The following is a 23,828-nucleotide window of genomic DNA, read 5'->3' on the forward strand; positions in this document are numbered from 1 at the left end:
GAAACCATGAATATTCAGGATCTTCCAATTGAAATAAAAGAATATATAGGGAAAGTTCAGAAAATCACTTTTCCTAAGCAAGGTCATACTTCTACTGTGGCTATTCTGGATACGTTCGACCAAAAGTACATCATCAAAAAGACAGAAAACGATCTTTATAATGAATGGTTATTAGATGAATATAAGGTGCTTCAATACCTTTACCAAACGGGACTCCCTGTTCCAAAGGTATATTTATTTCATACTGAGGAGACATCAAGATGGCTTCTGATGGATTATATTGATGGAATAAGTTTAAGAGAATTTCTTTCTAAGATGCCTGACCTCCAGAGTAAAGAAAAAGCGATTTTTAACTTTGGGCTTTGTCTAAAGAAAATACATGAATGCTCTTGTCCTGTTGAATTATTGAACAATGACACTCCTTGGTTAGATACAATGCTTAATAAAGCAGAATATAATCTAACTCACTTTGCTGTAGACGGATCAGAAGAACTACTTCAACAGCTGAAAGAAGGAAGACCAAAACCAATAGAGAACACTTTCATTCATGGAGATTTTACTATAGATAATGTGCTAGTTAATGATTGTAATATTGTTGGAGTTATTGACTGGGCAGGTGCCGCTTATGGCGATCCAAGATATGATGTAGCATTAGCCATTAGACCGAAACATAATGCGTTTGATAATGAAAGAGATAGAGAAATATTTTATAACGGGTATGGAAAGTCAAGAATAACGGATGAAGAATATAATTATTTTGAAGACGGGATATATAACTTCTTTTAGTCTGGCTATAAATTGTTCTTCAAATGCATATCCAATCTCTTTAGAAGGAGTAAAACAAATGAGCCCTCCAAAACATATCTTATCTGCCGCTGCAATCGTGATAAACGACAAAAATGAATTATTACTTATTAGAGGACCCCGAAGAGGATGGGAAATGCCAGGTGGTCAAGTGGAAGAAGGAGAATCTCTAAGTCAAGCTGCGATCAGAGAAACAAAAGAGGAGTCCGGAATCGACATCAAAATCATCAAATTCTGTGGAATATTTCAAAATATCGAGAATTCAATATGTAACACATTATTTCTAGCCAGACCAATAGGAGGAGAATTAATCACATCAACGGAGAGCTTAGAGTCTGGTTTCTTTCCGATCGAAGAAGCCATTTTAAAAGTCGAATGGAAAAACTTCAGAGAAAGAATAGAGTATTGCTTAAACCCTGAGATGCAACCTTTTTGCATTGAATTCAGTGATAAGAATAATATTTAAAACTTTCCCAGAAGCGTAGCACATATTACAGCGTATCCTCTATTATTACTTTTGATCGCAGATTCATCATAGACATGGGTCTAGGAATAAAGCCGAATATGGCCTATTCAGGAAAGGTAAGGAGGCTAAAGTTTGAATTCGGGAAAGAAATTTAAACGGCTGGACACTGTTCGTAATCTCGTTCATGAAATGCTTCTTGAGGAAAGTGTTAACAAGGAATGTATGTTGGTCCATCTTTATGGGGTTTCTAACTTTGCTTCCAAGCTTGCTATGAAAAGAGTAAAGGATTCGGAAATTACTGCGATTGCAGGGTTACTCCACGGTTTTTATTTCTACAAAACAGGAATTGAAAACTTTCCTGGTCCTAATAGTGCGGATGCTGTTAGACCGATATTACGCAGTGCTGAAATTTTTACGACAGAGGAACTGTCTATCATACTTAAATCAATCTTTTATCAGGAAGATACACATCTAGTTCATGGCCCATATGAAGAGATTATTAAAGATGCCATACTGTTTCAGATGTACTTCCAGAATCCAGGTAGAAGCCTATCAAAGATAGAGATAAGTAGATTAGAGAATGTATTTACTGAATTGGGGATATCGAAGGAGAAAATAAAAGCAGACGTTAATGTTAATGTGCAAACTGTTAACATAAATATTGAAGATCGGCGTTCCAAGTTAGCTGATTTAGCAGAAACGCTGGCAAGGCAAAATATTATTGGTACTCCAGGGGATAAACGATATCAGGAAATTTGCAGGTATTGGCCGGATTCTGATATCTATAAAGTACTTGAAGCCAACTGGTGTGCCGCATTTGTATATCATTGTTGTATGAAAGTTGGAATAAAACTCCCTATTCGATATCCTAATCGAATGTATCGATTAGCTGGGGTAGGTGCTTGGTTAGACTGGGCTCAGCTTGCTGAAACAGTATTCTTTTATAGGGATATGCAAGAAGGGTTTGAACCAGAGCGTGGTGATATAGTCATTTATGAGAAGCTCTTAACCGATAATTCTCACGATCACATTGGAATTGTTTTGGCCTGTGACGGTGATCAATTATTGGTTGCAGAAGGGAACACAGACAATAAAAACTACTCTAGCATTTTATACAGAGAAAGAGGACATTGTATTCTCGGATATATCCGTGTAGATGACAGCTATCAATTTAATTTTCAAGGAGAGTATAGACCAGTTTAGGTGATATACATGGGTGTGCCAGTTTATGTATCTTGAGGTTATGAACTTTATATCAAAAACATAGGAAGGTCAATTCCGGAAAGGAAGTTCAATCTATGAAACGAGTCGATGTAGTTTACTCACTACTAACCAATCCATCCAAATCTAAAGTGCTTGCCGTAAGAAATGTAGGGCGTTCAAGCTGGTCGCTGCCTGGCGGAGCTGTTGAAGCCGATGAATCATGGGAACAAGCAGCAATCAGGGAAGCCAAAGAAGAAACAGGACTTGATGTTGGCGTCCACGGTATTGTAGCAATAAACGAGTGTAAATTTGAAGAAATTAAAGAACATGCCATTTTTATCACATTCAGAGCGGAAATCGTCGGAGGGAATGAGGAGATATCAAGACCAGATGAAATCTCTGAGATTGCATGGTTGGATATAACACAGGCAGATGTACTTATGCCTTACTACAAGAACGGCTTTAAAAGCTTACTTAATGGAAATGAGATTACATATTTCAACGAAGGTAACAAGTGATGTTCTGGATGTAGTGTTGTGATTAAAGCAAGAAAACGATTATTTAATGAAATGAATCGGAGAGTGGACTATGTTTAAATATCAAATGGATGCCGCTACCCATATATCGCTATTGGCGATGAAAGATGCACCCCAATTATATAATTTGATTGATCGAAACAGGGATCATATAGGAGCGTGGTTAAAGTTCCCCAATATGACATTAACAGAAGAGGATTCAAGCACTTTCATCAAGAGAACTCGTATACGATATGCTCAAGATGATGGTTATTGGTTAGGAATCTGGTGTGGAGACGAGCTTGCTGGCTCTATTGGATACTTATACATTGATCAAGAAAACAAGAAGACCGAAATAGGATATTGGCTAGGTCAGGAATATGAGGGTAGAGGACTTATTACAAAATCGATTAAAGTTCTAATTGATTACGCATTTAATGAACTTAAATTAAATAAAGTTGAAATTGGCATAGCAACAGACAACTTCAAAAGCCGCGCAATTCCTGAAAAATTAGGCTTTCAACGTGAAGGTGAATTAAGAGATTACGAATATATTAACGGTGCATATTTAAACAGGATTATTTATGGTTTGAAAGCAGATCAATGGAGAACGTAATAAATCAAATTTTATTTTAACTTAAGGAGCTAGTTATGAGAAAATTACCGCTTTTTGTAGTGACAGGCGCAAGTGGAACAGGAAAAACAACGATCTCTTCACATGTTCGCAAGCAACTTCCCGAATTTGACGTCTTTGATATGGATATCATCGATAACGTGGATTGGCAGATTGCCAAAGAGAATTGGTTGAGGATTGCGTATAACATATCGCTAAGTGGACGAGGGACTGTTTTATGTGGAACGATGGTGCCGGAAAACATTGCATCGTCCGATTACATAGATCGATTTGATCGAATTCTATATATGAATTTGCATTGTGACAATGTTACTCGCGAGACGCGTTTAAGAGTTCGTGGGTGGGACGAGAACCTGATAGAAGATCACAAGAATTTTGCAAATTGGTTACTCCAGAATTCGGAAACTGCGTTTGACCCGCCAATGCAAACAATTGATACGACAGAACTTACAGCAGTGGGAGTAGCTGAACAAGTTAAAGAATGGGTTTTAAAGAACTGGTGCGAGGAATGAACACCTAAAATAACCTGATAGTTAGATTGAGTGGAGGAACATGATGCTGCCTTTTCAAGTGAATGAATCTATTGTATTAAAGCTGATCCAATCTCGAGATAGAGATGAGTTGTATGCGTTAATTGATGAGAATAGAAAGTACTTGAGAGCGTGGTTACTCTGGGTTGATAAACGACAATCGCCCAGCGATTTAGATTCTGTAATAGATGTATGGACACATAATTATGAAGAGAGGAACGGTTTTGATTCCGGAATATGGTTCAATGAACAATTGGTTGGGATGTTAGGATTGCATTATATTGATTGGAACAATAGAGCAACGAGCATTGGATATTTTTTAGCTGAGTCAGCACAGAGCAAAGGAATCATTACCAAATCAATAGAACAATTGCTTAAATATCTCTTTAACGAGTTGAAGTTAAATCGTGTCATTATTCAATGTGCAGAAAACAACTTTAAAAGCAGGGCTATACCTGAGAAAATCGGATTTTCAAATGAGGGCACATCCAGAGAAGCTCAATGGGTTTACGATCATTACGAGAATATAGTGACGTATAGTTTGTTGTCTAGTGAATGGCTACTTAAAAGGTAGAGTATATCATCTTGATGAGACGAAGGAGGTCACGTATTGTTTCTCAATGTATTACTTTGGTTGATTATCCTCTGGGTGATCTCCCTTTATTTCAGTTTTCCTAAGAAAGATCACATGTACACAGTCAATGTGCCAAGTACATATTACATTCAATCTTCAAATCGGTTGGATATTCAGAAAAACTACGAATGCGCTGCATTTTCCAGTGCTTTTGTCTTGAGACATTTCGGTTTGGAGTCCAACGGAACAAAGATTTGTGAAACCTATCCTCGCAAATTACTGGATGGGACAGTATATCCCAAAGCGGTCGTTGTTTTTTTCAGGAAGCTAGGATATCAGGCAATGTACTTACGTGGAAATGTGAATACGTTGAAGAAACAGATCAGCCAAGGGGTGCCTGTTATATTATTTATTAGAGTACATCCCAAACAACGTTATTTGCATTTTGTTCCCGTCGTTGGTTATGATGAAACGCATTTTTACTTGGCAGAATCGTTAGAACACAAGATCAATTGTGATGAAGAATATTACAATCGAAAAATCAGCATAAGTGAACTCAACACGTTATGGAGGTCATGGTTGCCCTTTTGTCAAAACTCATATATCGTTGTACACCCGACGCAGATGTAAGACGGCCCTCTTTCAAGGGACAGGATATATTGGCTTTGAACGAACTAATCGGTATTATTCGGAACGTCTGTGTGGTTAAATCATGAAACTCATGCCCAAATGGCATGAGTTTTTTGGTGAACCAATCTCCTCACGTAAACCAGTTCACTTTAATCGATGGTTATAAACAAAATAGATTAAACATATAGGCAGTTGCTACCGATTTTATTGTTTTACCTGATAATCAGCGGAGTTTTTTAATTAAATTGGTTGTTCGTCCACGCATCTATTCATCTGCATACGTACGTTAAACTATGTCTATAGGGAGGTGTCCACACTGTGAGTTATTCAGAAGTGAAGAAACGTATGAAGAGAAAAAAGGCAACATTACATCCATGTAAAGTTAAAAGAAAAGACCGCCGACTGAAAGTGGTTAAAAAATTCGTTCAAGTAAAATGTCCGCCTCCAGAAGTGAACATATCTAACCCTACTGTTGTTGGCCCAACAGGACCACAAGGTATACAAGGCGTACAAGGCTTACAAGGTATTCCAGGTAAACAAGGGGTAGAAGGGCCACCTGGAGCTCAAGGACCAGCAGGAGGGCCACCTGGACCACAAGGACCTCAGGGACAGCCAGGTCCTGCTGGAGCGGTAGGCGCTCAAGGTCCGGTGGGACCTGCTGGCCCCGTGGGAGCACAGGGGATTCCGGGAGAAGCAGGGGCTGTAGGACCACAAGGTCCGCAGGGTAATCCCGGACCTGCCGGAGCGATTGGACCTCAAGGTTTTCCCGGAGCTGTTGGGCCGACGGGTGCGACAGGAGCTGCAGGAGCTGTAGGCCCGGCAGGCCCAGCCGGTGCAGCAGGAGCTGTAGGTCCTGCAGGAGCAGTAGGAGCTGTAGGCCCCGCTGGAGCAGTAGGCCCGGCAGGCCCAGCTGGTGCAACAGGAGCCGTGGGTCCTGCTGGAGCAGTAGGTCCGACAGGTGCAACGGGAGTAGCGGGTCCCGCTGGGGCAACAGGATCTACAGGTGCAACAGGAGTAGCCGGAAGCGTACTGGGATTCGCTGACTTTTTCGCACTGATGCCACCTGATAATGCAGCAACGGTTGCTCCCGGTACAGATGTAAGCTTTCCTCAGGATGGGCCAACAAGTGGAACAACTATCGCCCGCACGGGGCCTAGTGCATTCAATCTAGCAGCCATTGGTACGTATCAGATTTTATTCCAGGTGAGCATCAATGAAGCAGGTCAACTAATCTTAACTCTCAATGGGGCAGATTTGGCTCCTACTGTAGTTGGGCGAGCAACGGGAACGTCTCAGATTGTTGGTATGGCTTTGGTGCAGACAACCGTGATTAATTCTATTCTGACCGTGCGGAACCCGGCTGGTAATGCTACAGCATTAACAATCACGCCACTTGCGGGCGGAACTAGACCTGTATCCGCACATCTTGTGATCACACAATTAGCATGAGTACGTTATTAACCTAGGCTAATTGTCCATTGCTTTATTAAATATGCATCCACAATGGTAACATTGGTTTGCTTGAACTGAGATAGCAGTGCTTTACTCAAGGCTGTTATCTCAGTTGGAGCTGATGTTGTACATAGCTTGGTTATATATGATGACCAGAAATAATATCGGCAATGTTTCGGTAGCGGACGAGAGTCATTCAATGAAGCGCAACATATTTATTCACTCATTCTTTGATTTTATTGCTCAAATATTTAATCGGATTAACAAGTTCCGTGTTCGTCCGCATATACATTACAGGAGACGGGTCAAGACTCCGGCTGTCCTAAGTTGTATGAACGGAGGGAGAGACATGGGCATTGAATCATCCTGGATGTTTGATTTGTTTGGAACCGTCTTTCCGGTTGTATTTGTTCTGATTATAGGTATAGTCCTTCTGTCGATGGGAAAGGAGGTATGGAGGTGGGGACGCAACAACTCGGAGCCGCTATTGACCGTGCCTTCACGAATCACCAGCAGACGGATGAAGATGAGTCAGTCGCAATCTGAACCGGGCAGTACAGCACGAACGTTATACTACGTCACCTTTGAAGTAGAAAGTGGAGATCGGCTTGAATTCAAAGTCAATGGCGAAGAGTATGGTTTGTGCGCTGAGGGGGATGAAGGACGGCTCTCGTTCAAAGGAACACGTTATGTAGGCTTCGAGCGATATAATCGCGTATATTCTGAACGCCTACGTGGTTAAACTGAGCAGCTTGCGCCAAGATGGCGTGAGCTTTTTTTGATTATTTACTGGACAAGCGTTTCTTAATGGCCCTGACGTGTATTTATATAAGAAGAGGCATAATGAAATTATGATCAAAGGATCATTACCATAGAGGAGGCAATGAATATGTCATTTACAGATCAGGTTGTTGTTGTAACTGGTGCCGCTCAGGGAATCGGACGGAGTGTGGCTGAGGCTTATGCGGTCGCTGGGGCCAAAGTTGTACTTGCTGACTACAAGGAAGCGGAGGGGGCGGCAGCAGCAGCTTCCATTCGTAATGAAGGCGGAGAAGCCATCTTTGTTCAATGTGATGTTCGGAGCGAGCAGGATATTACGAATCTTTTTCGTACAACCGTGGAAGAATTCAAGCAAATCGATGTTCTAGTGAATAATGCAGGACTCGCCAAGTGGAAGTCACCCTATGAGCTAACGCTGGAAGAATGGGACGATGTACTCAATACCAATGTGAGAAGTTGCTTTTTGGCGAGTCGGGAAGCAGCCAAACATATGAAAAGCAATGAACATGGAGGTGCCATTATCAACATGGCTTCTACCCGTGCGCTGATGTCTGAGCCGGATACCGAAGCTTATGCCGCATCCAAAGGAGCGATTGTAGCTCTAACGCATGCGCTGGCGGTCTCACTGGGCAAGGACCAAATTCGGGTCAATTGTATCAGTCCGGGATGGATTGAGACAGGTGACGCGCAGAAATTGAAAAAGGAGGATCATGAACAGCATCCCTCCGGTCGTGTGGGTGTTCCTTCGGATATCTCCCGTGCTTGTCTATATTTATCTGATCCAAGCAATACCTTTGTCACAGGGACCAACCTCGTTATTGATGGAGGCATGACCCGAAAAATGATATATGAGGACTAGAACCGGGATTGAGCCGGGCGAGCCCTAAGCTATCCCAACTTAAGAGCAATAAGCCCAAGTTAAGCACTTGGGCTTATTTGTTTTTAATAACTCGGTTGCTATAATAAATGTGATTTTACAACAGTAGAGGAATGGAGGGAGTATATGTTCGGGAAACAATCCCGGAAGGTATTTTGGCTGTTACTGCTGATCGGAGGGATGATAATGATAGGGAATGAGTCACCTGCTGAAGCTGACGGCGCAGATATACGGGCGGCCTGGGTATGGCAGGCACTGTCTGTTAGCAACGGAGATGAGCTGTTGGCCAATGCAGCTAAACATAAGATAAACAGACTGTACGTGAATGTAGACATGACGATGCCCAAGGAGGTATACCAGACGTTCATAGCCAAAGCCAGTCGTGCGGGTATTGCGGTTGAAGCTTTGGGAGGCGATCCATCCTGGGCAATCAGTGGTCGTGAAGGTCCCATGCTCAGATTAGCCTCGTGGGTAAGTGATTACAATCAAGCTGCTGAGACCAACGAGCAATTTGATGCCATACATCTGGATATCAAGCCCTATGTGTTACCAGCCTGGAAAGAAGATGCTAAGCCACTGGTACAATCCTGGGTAGCCAATATGAATCTGTTATTTGAGCAAGTGAGACAGGATGGCGCAGTTGCAGTGAATATTGACCTGCCATTTTGGCTGGATTCCTACACCGTCACAGGAAATAGAGTTTCTGAGGATGCAGATAACGAACCATTGTCACGTTGGTTCATTGAACGAGTGGAGCATGTCACTTTACTCGCTTACCGTGATAACGCGCAAGGGAACAATGGTATTATACGTTTAATTGAACAGGAAATGAACTGGGCCGATACTAGCAATGTGAGCGTTACGGTTGGGTTGAACACCAAGCCAATGCCTGGCGAGGAGTTCACGACATTTGCCGGTAAAGGTGCAGCACAACTGGAAAGCGTTATTGAAGAAGTTGCCTCCGCATTCAGCGAACATAGTTCCTACGCAGGTTCTGCTGTACATGACATCGTATACTGGGGACAACTGGAGCCATCAGAACTGCCATCACCGGAGATTCCATCCAATCAACCAGAGATTCGGGGAACGTATATCTGGGAGGCCTCTCAGGTGACAAATGACGGGGGAGAGCACATACTAGCGTTTGCTAGAGAGCAGAATATTAACTGGTTGTATGTCCGTTTGGACCTGGATCAACCCTATTCCAGTTACCGCAGTTTTGTGAAACGGGCAAAAGCGCAGGGCATTGAGATCCATGCGATGGGTGGACACCCCATCTGGGGCAAAAAGGAGAATCGTCCACGCATTAAGCGATTGATTGATTATGTGAAAAACTATAATGCTGAATCCGAGCCGGATGAACGATTTGAAGGCATCCATCTGGATATTGAGCCGTACACTTTGCCAGAGTGGGAGAATAGTCGGGACACCCTGTTGATCGAATGGGCTGCCAACATTACATTTTTCCAGGAAGAAACGAAGAAGGACAGTGATCTCGAAACAAGCGCAGACCTTGCTGTATGGCTGGATAGCTTCGCGTTGCCAGGAAAGGATACATCTGTGGCTGAATTTATGATCCGTACACTCGATCATGTGTCGCTGATGGCTTTCCGTAACAACGCCGAAGGTTCCAATGGGATTGCTGCTGTTGTGAGCCAGGAGATGGAGATCGCGGATCGTTTGGGAAAAAGGTTAATGATTTCGGTAGAAATGAAGCAGAACCACGAAGGTCCTCATATTTCTTTTTATGAAAAAGGGGCAGCGGAGATGGAACTTCAGCTTGCCAAGCTTCCGGATCTGCTGGCCGAACATCAGGCTTACCAAGGCAACATTGTTCATGCTTACGATTATTGGATTGAAGCCAAGCCTTAAACAAGCGAGTATTATAAGAAACGAGTTGCTTCGGGACTTCACCTTGGGTGAGGTTCCGGGCTTTTTTTTGTGGAAAAAAGATGGAATCGTGTCACCGAATGGGCTCCTGCACAATACGATGTACGGTGATGAACAGCTGAAACAAGGGAGGAAACAGACTATGGCTGTTATTAAAGCCAACTCAGAGGACGTCAAGCTGCTGGCTAGGCTCATGAGGGCAGAGGCTGAAGGTGACGGCGAACAGGGTATGTTGCTTGTGGGCAATGTAGGTGTGAACCGGGTGCTGGTGGATTGTCTGGACTTCAAGGATATTCGCGATATCAATCGTATGGTATTCCAGAATCCAGGAGGCTACGAGTCAACACAGAAGGGGTACTTTTACCAACGGGCAAGACAGTCCGAGATTCGTCTCGCACAACGGGTGATCAATGGAGAGCGCATCTGGCCAGCGAGCAATTCATTGTGGTTTTTCCGACCTGTGGGCGACTGCCCACCAACATGGTATGACCAGCAAAATACAGGACGTTTCAAAGCGCATTGTTTCTTCAGTCCGACAGGCGATGACTGTCCGGAAGTATATTAAATTTTGGGAGGAATCACTATGATTAATCAGCCTTATCAACCAACGACTCAAACACTGGGTCAGCAAGCCAATTCTGTGTTGGGTCAACAAGCCAATTCTCAGGTTCAAGGTACGTCTTACAAAATTGGTAACGGAATGCCTGCCATGTCACCAACGCCAGGGATGGTATCACCAAGCTCGACAAGTGTACCCCCACTCGTATCCAGTGGAAGCCCAATGACACCAACGGGTGCAGTGATTACAACAACGGCTCCACAGTTTGAGCAGTCATACATTGAGAATATTTTACGTCTGAATCTTGGTAAATTCGGTACGTTCTACATGACATATGAAGGAAATAAAGAATGGAACGCTCGCATATTCCAAGGTATTATTGAAGCAGCGGGACGTGACCATATTATCATCAGTGACCCGAAGACAGGAAGACGGATCATGCTGTTGATGGTCAACTTTGACTATGCTACATTTGATGAGCCGTTGTTGTATCAATATCCAGGAGTGGTAGGCAATTACCCGCAAGCTCCAAGCAGATAATCATTGGCCCTCATCATTTTGATTGATAACTGACATGTCTAACACATACTGATATACTTCGCTGTCCTGAATGTGGAGGTAATCCGCAGACAGGACAGCTTTTTACATAAACATATATACGAAGGTTACTATAGGTTTAGAGTCATACGTAACCTTTTGGCGATAACATGGCACTTATACATGAATAGAACAAGCAGCATGCTTATATGAAGGGAGTCCATAGCATTGAATTCATGGATTGAAGGAGCGATGAAGGGCGAACCCGAAGCTTACGCACAACTGATGTCTCAATATCGCGGGATGGCACTTGCTGTTGCCTACCACCGACTGGGGGATACATTTTGGGCAGAAGATGTCGTGCAGGAGGCGTTTACTGAAGCCTTTGGCAATCTGTCCAAGCTGGAAGCTCCTGAGGCTTTTCCCGGGTGGTTCAAGGTGATCGTGGAGAGGCAGTGTTATCGCTGGCTAAGACGCAAGCAGCATACCATGATTCCAGTTCAGGAGCTGGAGCATGTATTCCATGAAGAGGATCAGGCGCATAATCCGGAAAAACAAGCGGTGCAAAATGAAATGCATCGTACGCTTCGTGATTCCATTGCAATACTGCCATCATCGATGCGGATTGCTGTTGAACTGTTTTATTTGGAAGGATACTCGCTCAAGGAAATATCGGATTTCCTCGGGGTCAAGGTACCTGCATTAAAGAAAAGGCTGTTCGATGCCCGATCCAAACTCAAGCGTTCTATGCCTGTAAGGGATCTGGTCTCTGTATTCAGTGACTTGTATGAAGGGGGAAAAGGATTGTTACACATTATGAATGGGGATCACGCTGCCAATCGTTTAAGAGAGAGTGGAATTCAGGGAGACATCCTGGTATGGAGAGAGTTGTATACGTTCGGCCCGGTAGCCAAAGAGATGGGAGATACGCAGGAGCGGCAGAATCGGGCATCCGTGTTAGAGCAGCAGTTGGGCATTCCACAGGCGGAATACTTGAAGATTGAGGAGCTTGAACGCAAGTTGCATTCGTTTCAACAATACAAGGAAATTGTCTTATGGTTCGAATACGATCTCTATGATCAGACGATGTTATCGTATCTGTTACATTATTTCAAAGGACAAGCACTCCAGAATACGAAACTGAATCTGCTCTGTATTGACTCGTATCCAGAGATTGAGCACTTTAGAGGACTGGGACAGCTTACCTCCACACAGATTGAACGGCTGTCAGGCAGTTGGCATGTGATTGAGAAAAACGAGTTACAAGCCGGTGCACAGTTCTGGGAAGCCTATACGTCGACTGATTTCCGGCATCATCTGGATTACTTGCAGGCAGACACTTCTGCGCTACCCTTTGCAAAAGCTGCCTTTAAGGCACATTTGTCCCGTCTGCCATCTGTATCGAACGGTCTGGGGCTCATTGAGCAGACAACACTAGAGACCATTAGAGCAGGTGTGGAGCATCCGTATCCATTATTTCGCGAGGTAGGGGACAAGTTGCATATTCTCGGGATGGGTGATCTTGAATACTGGGCACATCTGAAGCGGATGACAGAAGGACCTCATGCCCTGCTTCAGATGAGCGGTGCAACCACTTTCCCTAATTTCAAGCAGCATGATGAAAAATTCCGTGACGGTGTCCTGTCGCTAACGGAACTCGGAATTAAGGTGTTGAATGAAGAAGTCGATTGGGCACTGCTGAAGCAGGATGAATTCTGGATCGGTGGATTGCATAACGCAAGCGGGAAACAAGCCAAGTGGCGCTGGAACCCCGCTTCGGAAACCGTAGTGGAGATTGAGTCGACATCGTAATTAGCGGATAGAATCTGAGAAAATAACAGTATTACAAAAAGAGAGTATCCAGCCATGCGTAAACATGAGCGAGGATGCTCTCTTTGGTTAGTTAAGAATTAGTTGTGATTCTCAAAATGATTTTTCCTTTTTTAATAGTTGTTTGACTAGATGCATACCTATACAGTAAACTGTACATATTACAGTTTACTGTATAGGTATAAACTAAAGTTTAAAGGAGTGAGTTTATGAATCAGTACACTGCAAAGCGTATCTCAGAAATTCTTCAAGAAGATGATACTAAGATGAATCTGAGGACGGTTCGGTACTATACACAAATAGGCATGATTCCTCCGTTAGAGTTGGTAGGAAATAAAAGAGTATACACCGATAAACACATTCATTATTTTCGAGCAATTATAACTTTATCTAGAACTGGTGAGAACTTAGCATCCATCCAAGAAAAATTAAATTCTCTTTCTTTAGAGGAAGTGGAAAAAATCGGCCAATTGATGAGTTTATATAGTCCAGACCGTGTCTTGGAAAACGAAACTCTAACAATAACAGATGATGTTTCAATTACATTAAGTCCTCGAGTTTCAGCCGAATTAAAACAGAAGGTAATTGATTCTGTTTCACAGGTTTTGAAGGGGGGAATTTAATGATGCTTAATTTACGGCTGGCTAAAAAAAAGATGGAAAAAGAAGAAGGAATGAATCATTTATGGATTGAGCTCACCCATACCAATAAATTATTTGAAAATGCAATATTACGTATTCACCTCCCAAATGGTCTTTATCGAGGATTAAATTTGAATGGGAATTTTGAAACAGAAACAGGTGAAATAAAATTAGTGTCACAAGATAAAGACGTATTTATTGAGTTTTATACACAGTCCAGAATAGATTGTGATGAGGCATTGATTAATGTGGAATTATGTTATCAAAGTAGTCATCTAAATTGGAAAGGAATAAAACAGGACATAACAGTTCGCTTTGTAGACGAGGAAGATGTAGATGATGAGCATATCGATCATCAAGTCATTGAACGAGTGATGAGACTCGAAATTAATTCGTCTAGCAAGGCTGGCTCAGATAAGGAATTATTAGTTATCAGACCAAGAACGTATCAAACAAGAGACAGTGAATATGCTTATCTTGAAAAGGACTATCGAATAAACTACTAGTGGAAGAGAGCGCTCAACGTATTTTACGAATGCGTAAACTTATTGATAATGTGATTGTAAAGCACAATAACAATGGGCAGGTGATTAAAAATGGACCGAGAGGCAATCGAATATTCCGTAGAATTCCAAGATTCTTATGGAATCATATACACTCGAGAATTGAGAGCTGAAAGTATAGCTGAAGCCAAAATTATCATTCAGAATAACTATCCTGATGTTATAGTTCGAGCAGTCACACGTATTACAGAAAATGAAAAGGAATAACTATCTGATGATCTGGAATTTAATCATTTATCAATACAAATACACACGTTGCAGAGGATTCAACTAGTGTAAAAATAAGAAGCATAACGGCGTATTTAGTAAAAATTATTTCCGTGAAAACAGCGTAATCGAGACTTTTGTTAAAGAAAAAAGGCGTTTGTGCCATTTCGTTGTCATAGGACACGGATTGACTGTGTAGTGTAGAATTATATAATAAAAGAAGCATATCTTTGTTATTCGACAGAACAAGGTGGAGGTGGAAGCATTGGGAAGTTGAAATTGCATATGAGCGGCAGAATGGCTAATATCCTACATTTTCGAAGGAGGTGGACCTATTTGCCGAAGAATGACGGCGAATAGGATGAAAATTTGAGTGACCCCTTACCGAGTATTTTAAATTTAGTATTAATTGGTTTACTTGTATTAATGAATGGTTTCTTTGTGTCGGCGGAATTTGCGATGGTGAAAGTTCGTGGAAGTCGGATTGAGGCTTTGGTGGAAACAGGCAACAAAAATGCCATCTATGCTTCCAATATCGTACGTAATCTGGATGCATATCTGTCAGCTTGCCAACTAGGTATAACTTTGGCTTCACTGGGACTCGGGTGGCTGGGAGAACCGGCAATTGCACACCTGTTAGAGCCCGTGTTTACCGCATTTGGACTGGGACCAGTCTACGTTCATGGAATCTCTATTGCCATTGCATTTGTGATTATTACGATCTTGCACATTGTACTGGGAGAACTTGCTCCCAAAACGATGGCGATTCGAAAGTCTGAGACGATCACGTTGTGGTCTGCGGCTTTGCTAACGTTCTTCTACAAGTTAATGTATCCATTCATATGGGCACTGAACGGTATGGCTAACGGCTTGTTGAGACTGTTCCGAATGGCACCAGCTTCGGAGATGGACGACGCGCATAGTGAAGATGAATTACGTATTCTCATGAAAGAAAGCAATAAGAGCGGTTTAATTGATAACACTGAATTAGCACTTGTTGATAATATATTTGATTTTACGGATACAACCGCCCGTGAAATTATGATTCCGCGGACGGAGATGATCTGTCTGAATGCCAATGAGTCCATGCTGGAGAATCTGGAGATTGCCAGCGAAAGTATGCGAACAAGGTATCCGGTGTATAACGGAGACAAGGATCATATTATCGGCTTTATTCACATTAAGGATCTAATGCGATCCCAACTCACGGATACCATCTCCGTAATCCGGCCCATCCTGGCTGTGCCAGACACCACGCTGATCAGTGATCTGCTCAAGCGTATGCAGCGTAGCAAGACACAGATTGCGATTCTGATTGATGAATACGGCGGAACCTCCGGGCTTGTCACACTTGAAGATATCATGGAAGAGATCGTAGGCGAGATTCAGGATGAATTCGACCAAGAACGTCCTGCCATTGAGCAAGTGGATGAGATGGAATACTCCATTGATGGATTGATGCTGATTGAAGAAGTCAGTGAACGATTTGGACTGGAGATGGACCGTGCTGATTACGATACCATTGGAGGCTGGTTATACTCCAGAGTAGATGCCATTCCACCTGAGGTCGGTCAATCGGTTGAGTATGGGGGTTATGTATTTGTCATTCAAGAGACAGAGCATAAGCGAATTTCCCGAGTAAATGTGATTAAGCTGGAACTGTTGGTTGAAGAAGAAGGCGCGTAAGCCGGATCGAAATTGTAACGAATGAAGCTGTATGGTGACGTAATGGTCATCGTACAGCTTCTTTGCATGCTCATGATTCTTTGGGTGCATGAATGACAACATCAGCGTAACGGTTCTCCGTGACCAAGCTATTTTTGATATAAATTCGCTTATAAGTGACATAAACATTCTCTCCAGGAGCGAGATCATGCTGGATATTCAGCTTTTTTCGAGTGGATTGGGTTGTTGTCGGTGTCTTAAAGGTGATGATGTCGTACATATCGACGAAAGTAACCTCGTAAGAATTGTAGTCCCCCACCTTAGTAGTGGATAACACCGGATTTTGCTTATATTGGGTTAGGTGATCATTCATCATACTGAGTGTTGCTGGTAACACATAAAACAGAAGTACCAGAGGCAGAAGGCAGAAAGCAATCCCGAAAACACGTAAAAATTTGACATGGGAAAGGGTTCGGCCACTCTGCTTGAGAAAAAGAAAAGCAAGGATGGGGGACAGTACAAGTCCCCAGATCATAAAGGGCAATACATAGCGGTCTATCCCCATGCTTATCCAGCTTTCACGGGCTGTAGCCAATAAATATATTAAGGTCCCTGCGGTAAGCGCACTCACCAAGATAACAAGCCAACGTTTGAACGAGCCGGAAACTTCGATGTGTAGTTCATTCGGATTGGAGCTTTGACGATGCCTTTTGGATTTGGATTGAAGTTTACTCAAGTTATACACCTCATTTGCAAATCTTGTTGGTTAATATGATTTCGTGTATCCATTACCCAATACATACGGGCTGGAATAATTTAGGTTTCAATCATGCTGGAGATGCAAGCAAGACAAAAGACGCTGCCGACTGAAACATCGGAGCGTCTAATTTTTTTTGAAACCTGTCACCCGATCCGTCCGTTTATACCCTTACACAAAATCAAGTATGGAAGCGGAGGATGGATCAATATGCGGAAAATGAAAACGAAGAGTGCAGGATCTATACTAAAAATAATGCTTGTTGCCTTGTTAATGGTGCCAACAATCCTGGCTTTACCTACGTCCGAACCGGCCGTTGCAAGCCCAATGATCAATGTGTCCTCTGGTGCTCTTACACCCCCGCCACCGCCGGAACCATTCATCCATTCACTTGCTACCATTTCCGAACGTGGACATATTTATCAAGCGGTCGGAGCAGTCATCCCTGGGGGTGGACTATCGGCTATCGTCAATACCAAGACCACGACATATACAGCAATGAAGACACTTTCCGTAGATTATCGACTTGAGCGCTGGACAGGAACAGCATGGGTAACTTTCAAAACCAATTCCAACAATGCAACGAATACAAACTTACTGAATGCCACATCGGATTGGACCGTTATGCCAGGATATTATTATCGCGTTACGAGTATTCATACAGCGTATGATGGAAGTACCACGGATACAAGCAAACATGTCTCTGGCACCGTGTTATTTTGATCTTATCAGCGGGTGCTACCGGGAAACTTCTGCTCTTGAAAATCGTTGGCAATAGCAGTCATTTCTTCTTCCGAAAGGGTGCCAAACAGACTCATATTGTTGGAACCCATCATCCACTGAAAGGAGTTATAGGGTGGGCCGATATACATCAGTGCTTCCGAGCCATCCGCCAGCTTTACGGTGCTCATATCACGAAGCATGGCCCCTTCAATTTTCTCCCCAGGCATGACATAGACATAATCAAACTGGATGATCTCATCCTCTATGCTCTTGCCTTCACTGGTATATTGAACTCTCATTTGTGTGGACTCATAATAATCGTCTGGATTCACAGGGTTTTCAGTATCAAGCACGAGTTCGAATTTGACCTTGTTGAATCGCTCGGGAATGGCATTGGATAACAGAAAGTCACCCATGAACCCTTCGCGTGCGATCTCTTCCGTAACAAGTACTGGACGAAGCAGGTGGCTAGATAACTCATACGAAGGTGTATTAAGAGCTTCTTCTTCTTGTACTTTAAGAATGTCGTCTAAGCTGGTTTCCGGTGGTGGAGGCGTTTTGGCTGTTGACGGATCAGCCCCCAGATGGGTCGTGCGATCCTCAATGATAATGGATTTCATGCCATTGCCCCAATCCTTGATGGATTGTACAAAAGGGGATACCGCTTGCGTACCGGACGGCAGGCTGAAGATTACGGCTCCGATGGTCACGGACGCGGCTACGACAACTGAAAGTCGCAAGGTACGTATTCTTTTTTTACGTAAACCGATTCTGTTAATTTCCCTGTGTACCTTCTGCCAGGATTGCTGCATGGATTCGGTATGGGAGGCGGAAGGGGCAGAGACGGCCTGATGGAAAGCTTCATCAAAAGCCAGGTCAAACGCAGCGTCGAAATATTCGTCTTCCAGCTCTGAATCGAATCGCTCCACGTTTTTATCGGACTTGCCTTTGCTCAATGCTTCCACCCCATTCCTTATGTAATTTCTTCTTGATACTGCCACGGGCTCTGAACAAACGTTGCTTCACAATGTCTTCGGAGGTATCCAGCAGTTCGGCCATCTCTCGGTAGGAGAGACCTTTTTTCCACCGTAACTCCACCAGTACACGATATTCCGGTTTGAGCTGTCTGAGATAATATTCAATGGACTCTTCCATCATCTGCGTTTCTACCATGCTTTCCACGGAAGCTGCCGTCTGATTCATCGTCTCCATATCTATAAAAACACTATCCGTATCCAATTGGTTACGGTTATTTTTATTTTTTCTCAGATAATTAATAGCTGTGTTTCGTGTGACGACCTTGAGCCAGGCTTTCAGTTTGACCTCGTCTTCAAAGATAGGTTTGTTTTTAATGATTTTGATAAAAGCTTCCTGAATAATATCTTCTGCTGCAGCACGCTCCTTGATGATATAAACAATAAGACCATGTACCATATTATAATATTCATAATACACTTCTTCCTGAAGTGCAGAGCCTAAATTATGGAAATCTGAGGCTAGTAATAACTGGAGCCGATTGGCCATGATGTTCTCCTTTCTGGTGAACAATCCACAAACATTGGTATCATTACATTTTACAACATAATATGGAAACGATACAATGGGAGGTTGGTCCGGGAAAAACCAGATGAGGGAAGTGTGTATAACATGCGGGAAAGTTTGCTGAAAATTAATAAAAGGCCGTCTCACCAACCATGAATACATGGTTGCAAGACAGCCTTTTCTACTGTTTAGTGAAAATACATTACGGGAGATAACTCTCCGTGATCAGTTAGAAAGCCCAGTCTCCCTTAAGGAAGATGGCTTCACGTTCGCCGTTTGCCGTAATACCGTAAATGTCCGTCTCAGGCGAGCCCATCATGAAGTCCACATGGGTGATACTGCTGTTCATGCCACGGGCTGCAAGCTCTTCAGGAGACATCGTTTTGCCACCTTCGATATTAAATGCATAGGAACTGCCGATCGCAAGATGGCACGACGCATTCTCATCATACAATGTAGTGTAATACAGGATACCACTCTCAGAGATCGGTGAATGGAAGGGGACCAAAGCGACTTCGCCGAGGTAATGAGATCCTTCATCCATGGAAATGAGTCTTTCCAGCGTATCCTGACCTTCTTCGGCATGAAAATCAATGATACGTCCGTTCTCAAATGTGAGTGAAAAACGATCAATGATACTGCCGCCATAGCTGAGAGGTTTGGTGCTGGACACCTTGCCATTAACGCCATGTTTGGCTGGAGCGGTGAATACTTCCTCTGTCGGGATATTCGCGACAAAAGGGGTGCCTTGCTCATTCACGCTACCTGCCTGCGCCCAGATATGACCTTCTGGAAGCTCGACAGTAAGATCCGTCCCTGGGGAGAGGAAATGTAATGCTCGATACTTCTTGTTGTTCAGGGCAACGGCTTTGGTCTCCAGTCGCTCAATATGTTGTTCCCAAGCCGCTACAGGGTCCTCCAAATCGGCTCTCACCGCAGCAAAAATGGCTTCCCACAGCTGGCTAACCTGCTCAGCTGCCGGGAGATCCGGGAATACTTTGGCTGCCCAATCGGGGGAAGGACAAGCCACACCCGTCCAACTCATTTTATCCGCCTGTTGATACTGACGGTACTTGGCCATCGCCTGACCAAATGTACGCTGATGGGTGGAAATCCGCTCCGGGTCAATACCTTTCATCAGGTCTGGACTGGATGACAATACGGTTAGAAAGGCTGCATTATTGGACGCTAGTTCTTCAAGCTCCGCTGCATGCCATTTCGGCGGCTCTTGGAAGGATTCCTCTGGGGCCATCTCAAACCGCAATCGATTGACGGTTTCATCTCCGTATTTTACAATCACCTGCTTGGCGCCAGCTTCATATCCCTTGCGTACCAGCAAACGTACGAATTCAGAGGTATCAATCATCGCACTGATAACAAATACTTGCCCTGGTTGTACGTTAGCACCTACTTTTACAGCAAGTTCAGCGTAACGATCCAGTTTTTGTTCAAAACTTAACATATGAGTTCCCTCCAATTGTTGAATTGTTGACCTGTTGACACAGGAAAAGAGAGGAGTAATCTCCCCTCTCCTAAATCACATCAAACGGTATTAAAATGCCCAGTTTCCTTGCAGGAAGATCGGCTCTTCCGCACCTTCGGAGGTCACGCCGTGAATGTTCATTTCTCCGGATCCAATCATGAAGTCTACATGAGTGAGACTGGAGTTCATGCCACGTTCAATCAGCTCTTCTTTGGACATCGTTTTACCACCTTCCAGACAGAAGGCATAGGCATTACCAATCGCCAAATGGTTGGAGGCATTTTCGTCAAAGAGTGTATTGTAGAACAAAATATTCGTATCCGAAATTGGTGACTGATGTGGAACGAGAGCAACTTCACCCAGGTAGTGTGCACCTTCATCCATCTCGATCAGGTTTTTGAGTGCATCCAGTCCCTGCTCAGCGGTGTAATCTACGATTCGACCGTTCTCAAATGTAAGGGAGAATCCGTCAATCAGGTTGCCGCCGTAGCTCAGTGGTTTCGTGCTGTGCACTGTACCGTTAACACCCGTTTTCAGCGGAGCCGTGAATACTTCTTCGGTAGGCATATTGGCAATAAAGACATGTCCTTGCTCATTCACACTTCCACCGGATACCCAGATATGGCCTTCTGGAAGTTCAATGGTCAAGTCTGTGCCTGGAGCTGTATAGTGAAGCTTCTTGTATTTTTTGTTGTTCAGCAGATCAGCGCGGGAATCAAGGTTTTGCAAATGGGTTTTCCATTCGGCAACAGCATCCTGCTCACCGATCCGTACTGTTTTGAAAATGACGTCCCACAGGCGATCCACTTGTTGTGCTTCTGGAAGATCCGGGAACACTTTAGCTGCCCATTCTGGAGAAGGAACGGCCACGATAGACCAGCTGAATTTGTCAGCCATCTGATAAGAACGATATTTTTCGAGCGCTTTGCCGCGCACTTTTTGGCTAGTAACAATCCGTTCCTGAGCTACACCGTTCAGCAGATCCGGATTTTCAGCGATGACGTGCAGAATAGCGGCACCTTCTTCAACGAGTTCAGTCATTTCAGCTGCAAACCATTTCGGTTCAATGGAGAAGGCTTCATCAGGTGCAAGATCGTAATGAAGACGTGTAACGGTTTCATCACTCCAGTTTACTTTGACCAATTTGGCACCTTTACCGTAAGCTGCTTTGACAATCAGTCGTACAAAATGTGCTGCCGAGATTGGAGCGTTAACCACGAGTGTCTGCCCAGGATGGACATTGACACCGACTTGTACAGCCAGTTCAGCATATTGCTGAAGATTCGTTTCAAAAGTATTCATGCTATTTTTTCCTCCAATGTGATAATAATATCGTAGCTTGTTGGCTAATATAGATGTTGTTCAAACACGTATTATAATCCTCATTACAACTATGTAAGGACTCAGAATGGTTCCTTCATTGAATAAGGTATACGTTGCTACGTTATATATTGTACAATTAACCAATAATAATTACCAAACTAGGTTTACCAGAAATGTTGGAGACCTGCTGTAAATGAAAGATTAAAGGAGAGAATGATTGTGAATATTGAAATTATAAGTGCTGAAATGCGCCGTGAAGGTGAAAAAGGATACGTAGGAAATACCGTTTACCGCACAGAAGGCGAAAAGTCAGTATATGAGATTACCTTCATGAGCAAGAATGGAAAAGATTGGGACTATAGCTTGCATTTCACGGAGCAATCCGGTGATGAAGAAGAGTTACTTCGTATGGACGAGTTGCTTGAGAATGATGACGATCTGTACAATCAATTGCTCGATGCTGCCTTGGAGGCATTTCCGGCTTAACTGGCCGAGATGTTCTTGTTCTATTGTGTTGTGTCGATGACTATACTAGACGGTGTATGCCCGAAACAGGGTGTATGCCGTCTGTTTTATTGGAATTGTTGAATAGATGATCCAGAAAAGGGAAGTCTACGAGATGAATGGAACCAGAGAGACAATCCGCCTAATGGGAGGTAACCGTGAATGGCATCTGACAATCTGATTACAGAAGGGTTGACGGGACTTGAAGAAGTCGCGCCCGATATTCTCAGTCTACGTACACTATTCGTTAATGTCGTGTTCATCGGAGAGCCAGGAAGCAGGAACTGGGTCCTCGTGGACACCGGAATGGCGAGGTTCACAAATCATATTGTTCAGGTTGCAACAGAACGATTTCAAGGTCCGCCGTCTGCGATCATATTGACGCATGGTCACTTCGACCATGTAGGAACCGTTATTGAGCTGGAACAATTCTGGGGTGTGCCAGTGTATGCTCATCCGCTTGAAATTCCGTATTTAACGGGATTAAAAGATTACCCCCCAGCGGACCCTTCTGTAGGTGGAGGTTTAATGTCCAGGTTGTCATTCGCTTATCCTAATGAGGCAATCAATCTGGATGATCGGATATTCAGTTTACCCAAAGATCATTCCGTTCCAGGTCTATCAGAATGGGAGTGGGTGCACACGCCAGGTCATACGCCTGGACATGTGTCGCTGTTTCGGGAAGCAGACCGTTTGTTAATTGCGGGAGACGCGATCATTACAGTGAAGCAGGAGTCGCTGTGGAGTGTGTTGCTTCAGGACAAACAGTTGCATGGCCCGCCTTCCTATTTTACAACCGATTGGCAGGCTGCTCATCAATCTGTACAGCATATAAGGCATCTGGAGCCGAAACTTGCGATTACCGGGCATGGGCATGCCTTGAGCGGAGATATGCTGAGTGAATCCTTAAAGCGGCTTGATCTGGACTTTGAAGAGAACGCTGTGCCGGATCACGGCAAATATGTGGATTAATTGAACCATCATATGAAAGACAGCAGAGACAGCCGTAACGTATTGCAGCTGTCTTTTTCCTGTCTTTTTTGTCTTTCTATTATGAATTTGTTCTCTATCATAGATTGGTATTTTGCGCTCGGGCATGATATAGTCGAGCCGTATAATATAACCTTAGTATGCAGGAG

At 43.6% G+C, this 23,828-nt stretch carries 26 protein-coding genes; 21 read left to right on the top strand and 5 right to left on the bottom strand.

Going from position 1 to position 23,828, the window contains the following annotated elements; all coding sequences use genetic code 11:
- Positions 1 to 6: 6 nt before the first annotated feature.
- The 18 genes from MHI14_RS13670 to MHI14_RS13755 all read left to right on the top strand — a co-directional run bounded on the left by MHI14_RS13670 (position 7) and on the right by MHI14_RS13755 (position 16,378).
- Positions 7 to 786, top strand: a complete 780-nt coding sequence (locus tag MHI14_RS13670) for a phosphotransferase (RefSeq protein WP_341130529.1) — start codon at positions 7 to 9, stop codon at positions 784 to 786.
- Between the two features lie 58 nt (positions 787 to 844).
- Positions 845 to 1,270, top strand: a complete 426-nt coding sequence (locus tag MHI14_RS13675; RefSeq protein ID WP_341130530.1) for an NUDIX hydrolase — start codon at positions 845 to 847, stop codon at positions 1,268 to 1,270.
- Between the two features lie 132 nt (positions 1,271 to 1,402).
- A complete protein-coding gene (locus MHI14_RS13680) occupies positions 1,403 to 2,473 on the top strand; it encodes a CHAP domain-containing protein (RefSeq protein ID WP_133385156.1) in 1,071 nt (356 codons plus the stop codon).
- 95 nt (positions 2,474 to 2,568) lie between these two features.
- Positions 2,569 to 2,991: an NUDIX hydrolase gene (locus tag MHI14_RS13685; protein WP_341130531.1), complete on the top strand. Its 423-nt coding sequence runs from the start codon at positions 2,569 to 2,571 to the stop codon at positions 2,989 to 2,991.
- 70 nt (positions 2,992 to 3,061) lie between these two features.
- Positions 3,062 to 3,604 (top strand): GNAT family N-acetyltransferase, encoded by a 543-nt coding sequence (locus MHI14_RS13690; RefSeq protein ID WP_133385154.1) that lies wholly within the window; start codon positions 3,062 to 3,064, stop codon positions 3,602 to 3,604.
- A gap of 35 nt (positions 3,605 to 3,639) precedes the next feature.
- Positions 3,640 to 4,134, top strand: a complete 495-nt coding sequence (locus tag MHI14_RS13695; RefSeq protein WP_341130532.1) for an AAA family ATPase — start codon at positions 3,640 to 3,642, stop codon at positions 4,132 to 4,134.
- Between the two features lie 43 nt (positions 4,135 to 4,177).
- On the top strand, positions 4,178 to 4,726 hold the full coding sequence (locus tag MHI14_RS13700) for a GNAT family N-acetyltransferase (RefSeq protein ID WP_091029485.1): 549 nt from the start codon (positions 4,178 to 4,180) through the stop codon (positions 4,724 to 4,726).
- 36 nt (positions 4,727 to 4,762) lie between these two features.
- Positions 4,763 to 5,356, top strand: coding sequence for a C39 family peptidase (locus tag MHI14_RS13705; protein ID WP_341130533.1), 594 nt, complete (start codon positions 4,763 to 4,765; stop codon positions 5,354 to 5,356).
- A 318-nt stretch (positions 5,357 to 5,674) separates the two neighbouring features.
- Positions 5,675 to 6,805 (top strand): collagen-like protein, encoded by a 1,131-nt coding sequence (locus MHI14_RS13710; RefSeq protein ID WP_091029491.1) that lies wholly within the window; start codon positions 5,675 to 5,677, stop codon positions 6,803 to 6,805.
- Positions 6,806 to 7,157: 352 nt separating this feature from the next.
- On the top strand, positions 7,158 to 7,550 hold the full coding sequence (locus tag MHI14_RS13715; protein WP_017688132.1) for a DUF2500 domain-containing protein: 393 nt from the start codon (positions 7,158 to 7,160) through the stop codon (positions 7,548 to 7,550).
- 147 nt (positions 7,551 to 7,697) lie between these two features.
- Positions 7,698 to 8,447, top strand: coding sequence for a glucose 1-dehydrogenase (locus MHI14_RS13720; RefSeq protein ID WP_249912504.1), 750 nt, complete (start codon positions 7,698 to 7,700; stop codon positions 8,445 to 8,447).
- A gap of 204 nt (positions 8,448 to 8,651) precedes the next feature.
- Positions 8,652 to 10,337, top strand: coding sequence for a hypothetical protein (locus MHI14_RS13725; protein ID WP_341130534.1), 1,686 nt, complete (start codon positions 8,652 to 8,654; stop codon positions 10,335 to 10,337).
- Between the two features lie 160 nt (positions 10,338 to 10,497).
- Positions 10,498 to 10,920, top strand: coding sequence for a cell wall hydrolase (locus tag MHI14_RS13730; RefSeq protein WP_074095421.1), 423 nt, complete (start codon positions 10,498 to 10,500; stop codon positions 10,918 to 10,920).
- 75 nt (positions 10,921 to 10,995) lie between these two features.
- Positions 10,996 to 11,454, top strand: coding sequence for a spore coat protein GerQ (gene gerQ, locus MHI14_RS13735; RefSeq protein WP_036613981.1), 459 nt, complete (start codon positions 10,996 to 10,998; stop codon positions 11,452 to 11,454).
- A gap of 225 nt (positions 11,455 to 11,679) precedes the next feature.
- Positions 11,680 to 13,263, top strand: a complete 1,584-nt coding sequence (locus tag MHI14_RS13740; RefSeq protein ID WP_341130535.1) for a sigma-70 family RNA polymerase sigma factor — start codon at positions 11,680 to 11,682, stop codon at positions 13,261 to 13,263.
- 227 nt (positions 13,264 to 13,490) lie between these two features.
- On the top strand, positions 13,491 to 13,904 hold the full coding sequence (locus MHI14_RS13745) for a MerR family transcriptional regulator (RefSeq protein WP_091029501.1): 414 nt from the start codon (positions 13,491 to 13,493) through the stop codon (positions 13,902 to 13,904).
- Positions 13,904 to 14,428 carry a hypothetical protein gene (locus MHI14_RS13750; RefSeq protein WP_341130536.1) on the top strand — a complete coding sequence of 175 codons (525 nt, stop codon included), beginning with the start codon at positions 13,904 to 13,906 and terminating at the stop codon, positions 14,426 to 14,428. Before MHI14_RS13745 ends, MHI14_RS13750 begins: the two co-directional genes overlap by 1 nt.
- Before the next feature lie 633 nt (positions 14,429 to 15,061).
- Positions 15,062 to 16,378, top strand: coding sequence for a hemolysin family protein (locus MHI14_RS13755; protein WP_133385149.1), 1,317 nt, complete (start codon positions 15,062 to 15,064; stop codon positions 16,376 to 16,378).
- A 70-nt stretch (positions 16,379 to 16,448) separates the two neighbouring features.
- On the opposite strand, the gene MHI14_RS13760 is transcribed toward MHI14_RS13755, so the two are convergent.
- Complete coding sequence (locus MHI14_RS13760; protein ID WP_341130537.1) at positions 16,449 to 17,093, bottom strand: hypothetical protein; 645 nt, start codon at positions 17,091 to 17,093, stop codon at positions 16,449 to 16,451.
- Between the two features lie 240 nt (positions 17,094 to 17,333).
- Here MHI14_RS13760 and MHI14_RS13765 point away from each other — a divergent pair, with 240 nt between their 5' ends.
- Positions 17,334 to 17,837: a hypothetical protein gene (locus MHI14_RS13765; RefSeq protein ID WP_341130538.1), complete on the top strand. Its 504-nt coding sequence runs from the start codon at positions 17,334 to 17,336 to the stop codon at positions 17,835 to 17,837.
- A 5-nt stretch (positions 17,838 to 17,842) separates the two neighbouring features.
- On the opposite strand, the gene MHI14_RS13770 is transcribed toward MHI14_RS13765, so the two are convergent.
- The 4 genes from MHI14_RS13770 to MHI14_RS13785 all read right to left on the bottom strand — a co-directional run bounded on the left by MHI14_RS13770 (position 17,843) and on the right by MHI14_RS13785 (position 22,164).
- Positions 17,843 to 18,793: a hypothetical protein gene (locus MHI14_RS13770; RefSeq protein WP_249912508.1), complete on the bottom strand. Its 951-nt coding sequence runs from the start codon at positions 18,791 to 18,793 to the stop codon at positions 17,843 to 17,845.
- Complete coding sequence (locus tag MHI14_RS13775; protein ID WP_017688141.1) at positions 18,771 to 19,361, bottom strand: RNA polymerase sigma factor; 591 nt, start codon at positions 19,359 to 19,361, stop codon at positions 18,771 to 18,773. Before MHI14_RS13775 ends, MHI14_RS13770 begins: the two co-directional genes overlap by 23 nt.
- Before the next feature lie 247 nt (positions 19,362 to 19,608).
- Entirely contained in the window at positions 19,609 to 20,841 is a 1,233-nt protein-coding gene (locus MHI14_RS13780) for an aminopeptidase (protein ID WP_341130539.1), read from the bottom strand.
- A gap of 90 nt (positions 20,842 to 20,931) precedes the next feature.
- Complete coding sequence (locus MHI14_RS13785) at positions 20,932 to 22,164, bottom strand: aminopeptidase (protein ID WP_091029517.1); 1,233 nt, start codon at positions 22,162 to 22,164, stop codon at positions 20,932 to 20,934.
- 234 nt (positions 22,165 to 22,398) lie between these two features.
- On the opposite strand from MHI14_RS13785, the gene MHI14_RS13790 reads away from it, so the two are divergent.
- Both MHI14_RS13790 and MHI14_RS13795 read left to right on the top strand, forming a co-directional pair.
- Positions 22,399 to 22,671 (top strand): hypothetical protein, encoded by a 273-nt coding sequence (locus tag MHI14_RS13790; RefSeq protein ID WP_047843332.1) that lies wholly within the window; start codon positions 22,399 to 22,401, stop codon positions 22,669 to 22,671.
- A 180-nt stretch (positions 22,672 to 22,851) separates the two neighbouring features.
- Positions 22,852 to 23,661: an MBL fold metallo-hydrolase gene (locus MHI14_RS13795; protein WP_091029520.1), complete on the top strand. Its 810-nt coding sequence runs from the start codon at positions 22,852 to 22,854 to the stop codon at positions 23,659 to 23,661.
- Positions 23,662 to 23,828 lie beyond the last annotated feature (167 nt).

This window comes from Paenibacillus sp. FSL K6-2393 (assembly GCF_038002545.1).
Lineage (GTDB): Bacteria > Bacillota > Bacilli > Paenibacillales > Paenibacillaceae > Paenibacillus.

What these genes read in the sequence shown, in the direction of transcription:
- MHI14_RS13765 (WP_341130538.1), top strand. Translation starts at nt 17,334, where the DNA reads ATGAAAACGAAGAGTGCAGGATCTATACTAAAAATAATGCTTGTTGCC.
- MHI14_RS13720 (WP_249912504.1), top strand. Translation starts at nt 7,698, where the DNA reads ATGTCATTTACAGATCAGGTTGTTGTTGTAACTGGTGCCGCTCAGGGA.
- MHI14_RS13670 (WP_341130529.1), top strand. Translation starts at nt 7, where the DNA reads ATGAATATTCAGGATCTTCCAATTGAAATAAAAGAATATATAGGGAAA.
- MHI14_RS13700 (WP_091029485.1), top strand. Translation starts at nt 4,178, where the DNA reads ATGCTGCCTTTTCAAGTGAATGAATCTATTGTATTAAAGCTGATCCAA.
- MHI14_RS13780 (WP_341130539.1), bottom strand. Translation starts at nt 20,841, where the DNA reads ATGTTAAGTTTTGAACAAAAACTGGATCGTTACGCTGAACTTGCTGTA.
- MHI14_RS13685 (WP_341130531.1), top strand. Translation starts at nt 2,569, where the DNA reads ATGAAACGAGTCGATGTAGTTTACTCACTACTAACCAATCCATCCAAA.
- MHI14_RS13695 (WP_341130532.1), top strand. Translation starts at nt 3,640, where the DNA reads ATGAGAAAATTACCGCTTTTTGTAGTGACAGGCGCAAGTGGAACAGGA.
- MHI14_RS13745 (WP_091029501.1), top strand. Translation starts at nt 13,491, where the DNA reads ATGAATCAGTACACTGCAAAGCGTATCTCAGAAATTCTTCAAGAAGAT.
- MHI14_RS13795 (WP_091029520.1), top strand. Translation starts at nt 22,852, where the DNA reads ATGGCATCTGACAATCTGATTACAGAAGGGTTGACGGGACTTGAAGAA.
- MHI14_RS13785 (WP_091029517.1), bottom strand. Translation starts at nt 22,164, where the DNA reads ATGAATACTTTTGAAACGAATCTTCAGCAATATGCTGAACTGGCTGTA.
- MHI14_RS13790 (WP_047843332.1), top strand. Translation starts at nt 22,399, where the DNA reads ATGATTGTGAATATTGAAATTATAAGTGCTGAAATGCGCCGTGAAGGT.
- MHI14_RS13750 (WP_341130536.1), top strand. Translation starts at nt 13,904, where the DNA reads ATGATGCTTAATTTACGGCTGGCTAAAAAAAAGATGGAAAAAGAAGAA.
- MHI14_RS13715 (WP_017688132.1), top strand. Translation starts at nt 7,158, where the DNA reads ATGGGCATTGAATCATCCTGGATGTTTGATTTGTTTGGAACCGTCTTT.
- MHI14_RS13675 (WP_341130530.1), top strand. Translation starts at nt 845, where the DNA reads ATGAGCCCTCCAAAACATATCTTATCTGCCGCTGCAATCGTGATAAAC.
- MHI14_RS13775 (WP_017688141.1), bottom strand. Translation starts at nt 19,361, where the DNA reads ATGGCCAATCGGCTCCAGTTATTACTAGCCTCAGATTTCCATAATTTA.
- MHI14_RS13725 (WP_341130534.1), top strand. Translation starts at nt 8,652, where the DNA reads ATGATAGGGAATGAGTCACCTGCTGAAGCTGACGGCGCAGATATACGG.
- MHI14_RS13690 (WP_133385154.1), top strand. Translation starts at nt 3,062, where the DNA reads ATGTTTAAATATCAAATGGATGCCGCTACCCATATATCGCTATTGGCG.
- MHI14_RS13730 (WP_074095421.1), top strand. Translation starts at nt 10,498, where the DNA reads ATGGCTGTTATTAAAGCCAACTCAGAGGACGTCAAGCTGCTGGCTAGG.